Source organism: Kitasatospora putterlickiae (assembly GCF_039527695.1).
Lineage (GTDB): Bacteria > Actinomycetota > Actinomycetes > Streptomycetales > Streptomycetaceae > Kitasatospora > Kitasatospora putterlickiae.
Genome location: NZ_BAAAKJ010000412.1, coordinates 8,284 through 15,038, shown reverse-complemented (window position 1 = coordinate 15,038; position 6,755 = coordinate 8,284). Strand labels below are relative to the sequence as shown.

Sequence of the window (6,755 nt, the reverse complement as noted above, 5' to 3'; positions counted from 1 at the left end):
AAGCCGGCGAGCAGCCCGAGGAAGGAGATCGGCCCGGCCAGCGCGACGGCGGAGGCGGTGAGCAGGGTGACGGCGAGCGCGACGGCGGCCCGGGTGGCGCCGGGGCGGTGGCCCAGGCCCCGGGCGAGGTCGTCGCCGAGCGCGAGCGCGGACAGCGGCCGGGTGGTGAGCAGGGCGACCAGGAAGCCGGCGCCGAGGACCGGAGCGAGCTGGCGCAGCGTCGTCCAGCCCTCCACGCCGGCCAGCGAGCCGAGCACCCAGACCCGGTAGCGGTCGTACGCCTCGGGGGAGTTGACGATCAGCACGCCGGTCAGGCCGCCGAAGGTGGCGCCGACGGCGGAGCCGCCGAGGACCAGCCGCATCGGGGAGCCGCCGCCCCGGCTGCCGGCGATCGCCAGGACCAGCCCGCTGGCCAGCACGGCGCCGCCGAAGGCGAAGGCGAGGTAGCCGTAGGAGGTCTGCACGCCGAGGACGGCGATGCCGAGCACGACGCCCAGCGAGGCGCCGGCGTTGACGCCGAGCAGGCCGGTCTCGGCGAGCGGGTTGCGGGTGACGGCCTGCAGTTGCGCGCCGGCCACGCCGAGCGCGGCGCCGACCAGCAGCGCGGTCAGGGTGCGGGGCAGCCGCAGGTCGCCGACGACCAGGGCGAGTCGGCTGTCGGAGCGGGCACCGTCGGTGTCGAGCAAGTAGTCCAGCACCCGGCCGGGGCCGACCTCGCCGGCGCCGACGGACAGTGAGAGCGCGGTGAGCGCGAGCAGGGCGGCGAGGACGCCGCCGACGGCGGCCCAGGAGGTGCGGCGCGACCGTTCGGCCGCCGGCGGGGCGGGGACGGGGGGATCCGCGTCGGCCGCCTCGGCGGCACCCACTTGCGACAATGTCATAAGGTAAGGCTAACCTAATGGTCATCGCGGTTGGACCGCCGTCCGGCCGGGAGCCGGATCCGTCCGGACCGCCCCTGGTTCGCGGCACCGCACCACCGTTCCACCGCTCACCGACCGCACCGCCCGTCTGCAACACCCCTGCCCGGAGGCCTCCATGTCGACCCGCCAGAGCCCGCTCCACCCCGCCCGCCGCCGTGCGGTCCAGGCGCTGGCCGCCACCGGGGCGGCCACGCTCCTGCTCGTCGGCTGCGGCTCCTCGGGCTCCTCCGACAAGGGCTCCGCGGAGGGCTCGCCGTCCGGCGCCGCCACCACCGCGGCCGCGGGCGGCGCGGCCGACGCCGCCGGCGGCAAGCGGACCGTCAAGGACGCCACCGGCACGGCCGTTGAGATCCCCGCCGAGCCCAAGCGCATCGTCACCCTCACCCAGGAGGACCTCGACGCGGTGCTCGCGCTCGGCCTCAAGCCGGCCGGCATCACCAACGGACAGGGCCTCAACGAGCCGCCGGCGTACCTGAAGGACAAGGTCCAGGGCGTCCCGGTGGTCGGCAACCTGCTGCAGCCCGTCATGGACAAGGTGATCGCCGCCAAGCCCGACCTCATCCTGGCCGGTGACATGCAGGACCAGCAGGTCCTCAAGCAGCTGCGCGAGATCACCCCGGCCACCCTGGTCACCATGGCGCCCACCGACGACTGGAAGCTCTCCTTCCGCGGCATCGGAAACGCCGTCAACAAGCTGGACCAGGCCAACAAGGTCATCGCCGACTACGACGCCAAGGCCGCCAAGGCCGGCGGCGAGCTCGGCGAGAACAAGGGCAAGGCCGTCTCCATCGTGCGCTGGAACCCGACCGGCCCGAGCTGGATGGAGAAGAAGCAGTTCGCCAGCGGCGTCGCCCTCGACATGGGCCTGACCCGCCCGCAGGCCCAGGACAAGGACGGCAACGCGCACACCCCGGCGCTGAGCCTGGAGAAGATCAACGAGATCGACGGCGACTGGCTGTTCCTCTCCACCCTCACCGACGACGGCAAGGCGGCGCTGAAGGACGTCCAGTCCAAGCCCGCCTACCAGGAGCTGAACGCGGTGAAGAACAACCACACCGTGACCGTCGACGGCTCCGTCTGGTCCACCCGGGGCGGCCCGCTCGCGGCCGACGTGGTCATCGGCGACATCAGCAAGGCGCTCGGCGCCAAGTGACCGCCGGCGGCGAGCGTCCTCGGCGGGCGCCCGCCGCCTTCCCGTCGTCTCGTCGTCCCGTCCGCTAATCGAAGGAACCCGCCATGGAGTTGACGGTCGAGGGCCTCACGGCTGGCTACGGCCCCGGGCGCCCGGTGCTGGGCGGGGTGGACCTCACCGTGCCCGGCGGGCGGGTGGTGGCCATCGTCGGCCCCAACGGCTGCGGCAAGTCCACCCTGCTGCGCTCGATCGCCCGCCTCCACCGGCCGGACTCCGGGCGGGTGCTGGTCGGCGGCGAGGACATCTGGAGGCTGCGCCCCCGCCAGGCCGCCCACCGGGTGGCGCTGCTGCCGCAGAGCCCGCAGGCCCCGGAGGCGGTCACCGTGGCCGGGCTGGTCCGCTACGGCCGCCACCCGCACCAGGGACTGTTCCGGCAGTGGTCCGCCGACGACGAGCGGCTCACCGCCGAGGCGCTGCGGGCCACCGGCGTCGAGGAGTTCGCCGACCGGCGGCTCGACCGGCTCTCCGGCGGCCAGCGGCAGCGCTGCTGGCTCGCCATGGTGCTCGCCCAGGACGCCCCGGTGGTGCTGCTCGACGAGCCGACCAGCGCCCTCGACCTCGGCCACGCCGTCGAGGTGCTGGAACTGGTCCGCGAGGTCGCGGCGGGCGGGCGCACCGTCGTCATGGTGCTGCACGACCTCGCGGCGGCGGCCCGCTACGCCGATCTGGTGGTGGCGATGCGCGGCGGCGAGGTGCTCGCGTGCGGGGCGCCGCGCGAGGTGGTGGACGCGCCGCTGGTGCGGGCGCTGTACGACGTGGACAGCGATGTGCTCGCGGCCCCCGGGGACGGCGCGCCGGTGATCGTCCCCCGGGCCGGGAAGCGGACGGCGGACTCCCCGGCCGGCTGACGGGCGGCCGTCCGGGGCCCCCGAACGGTCCGACGGGCGCGGCGGGTTGCGGTTCGCGGCGCACCCGGGGTGTGGTCTGCTGGACGGGCGTCCTCCGGGCGTCCTCCGGGCGCCCGTGGCGCCGCCGTGCCCGCCGTTTCCGGGAGAGGTCACCGATGCTCCGTCGCTCCGCCGCCCTGTTCGTCGCCCTCGTCCTCGGCTCGGCCGCCACCGCCGGCTGTTCCGCGGCCTCCGCTCCGGAGCCCGCGGGGGCGCCGCTCCCGTCGGCCACGGCCGCCCAGGTCGCGCCGGTGCCCACGACGGAGGCGCCGTCCCCGTCCGCGCCCGCGCCCCCGTCGGCGACCCCGACCCCGACGCCGGGCGCTCCCGTCTCGGTGGACGTCTCGGGCACCGTCACCGACGGTCTGGAGTCCCCGTGGGGCCTGGCCGTCCTGCCCGACGGCGACCTGCTGGTCTCCGGGCGCGACGACGCCAGGATCCTGCGCGTCTCGGCGCGGGACGGCACCAGGACCGAGGCCGGCACCGTCCCCGGTGTCACCTCCGGCGGCGAGGGCGGCCTGCTCGGCCTCGCCCTGTCGCCCGGCTTCGCCGCCGACCACCAGGTCTACGCCTATCTCTCCACCGCCTCCGACAACCGGATCGTCCGCCTCGGCTACGACCCCGCCCGCCCGGCCGGCTCCCAACTCGGCGAGCCGGTCGTCCTGCTGGCCGGGATCCCGCACGGCCCCCGGCACAACGGCGGGCGGATCGCCTTCGGCCCCGACGGCCTCCTCTACGCGGGCACCGGCGACGCCAACGAGCGCCCGCTCGCCCAGGACCGCGACTCGCTCGGCGGCAAGATCCTGCGCCTGTCCCCGGACGGCGCCCCCGCCCCCGGCAACCCGTTCCCCGGCTCCCCGGTCTGGTCGCTGGGCCACCGCAACGTCCAGGGCCTGGCCTGGGATCCGCAGGGGCGGCTGTTCGCCTCGGAGTTCGGACAGGACACCTGGGACGAGCTCAACCACATCACCCCCGGCGGCAACTACGGCTGGCCGGACGTCGAGGGCACCGCCGGCCGCCCGGGGTTCACCGACCCGGTCGCCCAGTGGCACACCGCGGACGCCTCCCCGAGCGGCATCGCCCACGCGGCCGGATCCGTCTGGATGGCCGCCCTGGGCGGCGCCCGGCTCTGGCGGGTCCCGCTGGCCGGTGACCGGCTCGCCGGCGCCCCGCAGGAGTTCCTCTCCGGGACCTACGGCCGGCTGCGCACCGTGACGGCCGACCGGGACGGCACGTTGCTGCTGGTCACCGACAACACCGACGGCCGGGGCGACCCGCGCCCGGGCGACGACCGAATCCTGCGACTGGTCGTCAACGGGCGGTGACCCGGCGCGGTATTTGATCACCTGTTCGAGCGGTTTGAACGCGGTTCGACCGGGGATGCGCCGGTTCCTACCGGTCAGTACCCCTCCCTGCCGGTTCGGTTGTCAGTGCGTCCCGTTACGTTCCTCCCATCACTGACCGACTGGGAGGAGAGCGGCCGTGGCGTGGGTGGATACGGGAGCGGGCGATTACCAAGTCGCCTTCGACGAGGAGGGCAAGGTGGTCTGCCGCAACGCGGCCGGCCGTCAGTTGAAGGCCGTCCCGCCGAAGCTGAACGACGACCCGGTGGTCGTCGGGCTCAGGCAGCTCACCGAGTGGCTGGAGGCGCACCGGCGCGGCTGCCTGGAGACCGTCGAGCGGTGGATGGTCCGCTCCCTGCCGGTGCCCGCGGCCGTCGTCACCGCCGTCTGGGCGGACGAGGCGTGGCAGGAGGTCCTGCGCGACCTGGTGGTCACCGGACCGGACGGCGCCGTCGCCGGCTTCCTGCGCGGCGCCGACGCCGAGCGCGGCCTCGGCCTGGTCGACCTCGACGGCGACACCGTCCGCCTCACCGACGGCGAACTGCGGATACCCCACCCGGTCCTGCTGGAGGACCTCGACGAGCTGCGCGAGTTCGCCGTCGAACTCGGCGTCTCCCAGCAGGTCCAGCAGCTGTACCGGGAGGTCTGGCACAAGCCCGGCGAGACCACCGGCACCGAGGTCGACACCTACGCCGGCGGGCGTTACGGCGCCCTGCGCGACCTGGTCGGCCGCTGCGCCCGGCTCGGCTACCGGGTCCGCGGCGGACACGCCGTGCTGCCCGTCGTCGAGGACGGCCTCGCCCTGGAGGCCCGGGTCTGGGTCGGCGACTACTACGAGTACGACGAGTGCGAGACCGGCGCGCTCAGCTGGACCGGCCCCGACGGCAAGGTCCTGCCGCTGGCCGAGGTCGGACCGGTCGCCTGGTCCGAGGGGATGCGGATGGCCGCCGCACTGTACGCCGGCCGCACGATCGAAGGGGAGGAAGGCGCATGACCACCACCACCGGACCCGACCGCACCACCGGTGCGCCCGGCGACGACGCCCGCCACGAGCGGCTCCTGGAGGCCGGGGCGATCCTCGCCCCCGGCACCCTGTCCGGCGTCGGCACCCCCGAGAGCGCCGCCGACGTGCTCACCGCGCGCGGCTACGCCCACCCCGCCCTGGACGGGCGCCGGATCGTGCGCCTGGTCCCCGGCGCGCTCGGCCCCGCCGAGGACGCCGCCGTCGACTTCCTCGGACTCGTCCCCGACACCGAGCCCGTCGAGGTCGGCCAGGTGCGCCAGGAGGCGCTCGGCTTCCCCGCCTGGGCGCTCGTCCACGACCCGGCCAACGGCCACCACGCGCTCGCCCTGGTCAAGGAGATGGAGCGGCTCGCCCGCCAGGCCAAGTCCAAGCCCGGCCACGCCAAGGACGGCTTCGACGAGCTGGCCCGCCGGCTCGGCCGCGCCGTCCCGCACTTCCTGCCCACCTACTGCGAGCAGGTCGGCCGGATCTTCCTTGAGCACGGCAACCAGTCCTACGCCAGCACCTTCTTCGGCAAGGCCCGCGAGGCCGAGCGCACCCACAACCTCGCCGTCGACGAGGAGCGGCTGCGCGCAGTCTTCCTGGAGTTCGCCCTGGCCGGCGCGCTCAGCGTCAAGGCGCTGCGCCAGTACGTCAAGGAGCTGAGCCTGCGGCTCGACCCGCAGACCTCCTGGCAGCGGTTCCGCCAGCTGTGCACCGAGCGCTCCGCCGCCGGCATGGCCCCCTACGCCGGGATCGCCGAGGACGCCCGCGCCCTGCTCAAGGCCGCCGGCCTGGACCCCGAGGAGCACGAGCGGGCGCTGCTCGCCGACCTGCTCGCCTCACCCGCCGTCAACCGCGCCCCCGGCTCCTTCTGGAAGGCCTGGCGCGGCCGGATCGTCGAGCTCGGCCGGAGCGACGCCGCCGTCCGCGCCCGCCTGCTGGAGCTGGTGCCCGACACGCCCGGCAACGACGACGCCGACGTCCAGGACACCGCCTGGCTCGCCCTGCTCGCCGACAGCGGCGCCGAGGGGCTGCTCACCGACCCGCCCGCCGATGCCACCACCACCACCGCCGACGCGGCCACGGCCACGGACCCGGCCGGGGCGTCCGAGTCGGCCGCCGCCTGGCTGCAGCGCTGGACCAACCACCTCGGGCGCGGCTGGCGCGACCGGGGCATCCACACCGCGACCGTCGCCCTGGCCACCCGGATGGTGGAGCGGCTGCGCGCCGAGGCCGTCCCGGTCGACCTCTACACCGGGGTGCGCCGCAGCGCCACCCAGCTCGAACTCCTCGACCTGCTGCTCGCCGAGGGCGTCCCGGTCGCCGACCCGGACGGCCAGGCCTTCCGCATCCAGCACTGGGTCGCCGCCTCCGGCGCCGACGGCCGCACCCTGGCCGCCGTCGCCG

At 75.5% G+C, this 6,755-nt stretch carries 5 protein-coding genes and 1 pseudogene; 5 read left to right on the top strand and 1 reads right to left on the bottom strand.

Going from position 1 to position 6,755, the window contains the following annotated elements; translation table 11 throughout:
• A partial coding sequence (locus tag ABD308_RS34835) for a FecCD family ABC transporter permease (protein ID WP_344343923.1) occupies positions 1-881 on the bottom strand: 881 nt, incomplete at its 3' end.
• Between the two features lie 154 nt (positions 882-1,035).
• Here ABD308_RS34835 and ABD308_RS34830 point away from each other — a divergent pair.
• The 5 genes and pseudogenes from ABD308_RS34830 to ABD308_RS34810 all read left to right on the top strand — a co-directional run.
• Entirely contained in the window at positions 1,036-2,073 is a 1,038-nt protein-coding gene (locus ABD308_RS34830) for an ABC transporter substrate-binding protein (RefSeq protein WP_344343921.1), read from the top strand.
• 83 nt (positions 2,074-2,156) lie between these two features.
• Complete coding sequence (locus ABD308_RS34825) at positions 2,157-2,960, top strand: ABC transporter ATP-binding protein (RefSeq protein ID WP_344343919.1); 804 nt, start codon at positions 2,157-2,159, stop codon at positions 2,958-2,960.
• 155 nt (positions 2,961-3,115) lie between these two features.
• Positions 3,116-4,324 carry a PQQ-dependent sugar dehydrogenase gene (locus tag ABD308_RS34820; protein WP_344343917.1) on the top strand — a complete coding sequence of 403 codons (1,209 nt, stop codon included), beginning with the start codon at positions 3,116-3,118 and terminating at the stop codon, positions 4,322-4,324.
• Positions 4,325-4,481: 157 nt separating this feature from the next.
• Positions 4,482-5,336 carry a DUF4132 domain-containing protein gene (locus ABD308_RS34815; RefSeq protein ID WP_344343915.1) on the top strand — a complete coding sequence of 285 codons (855 nt, stop codon included), beginning with the start codon at positions 4,482-4,484 and terminating at the stop codon, positions 5,334-5,336.
• Positions 5,333-6,755 (top strand): annotated as a pseudogene (locus tag ABD308_RS34810) (hypothetical protein); the annotation flags it as partial. The gene ABD308_RS34815 and the pseudogene ABD308_RS34810, both read left to right, overlap by 4 nt.

Coding starts and splice junctions, on each gene's coding strand:
- ABD308_RS34830 (WP_344343921.1), top strand. CDS start 1,036: ATGTCGACCCGCCAGAGCCCGCTCCACCCCGCCCGCCGCCGTGCGGTC.
- ABD308_RS34825 (WP_344343919.1), top strand. CDS start 2,157: ATGGAGTTGACGGTCGAGGGCCTCACGGCTGGCTACGGCCCCGGGCGC.
- ABD308_RS34820 (WP_344343917.1), top strand. CDS start 3,116: ATGCTCCGTCGCTCCGCCGCCCTGTTCGTCGCCCTCGTCCTCGGCTCG.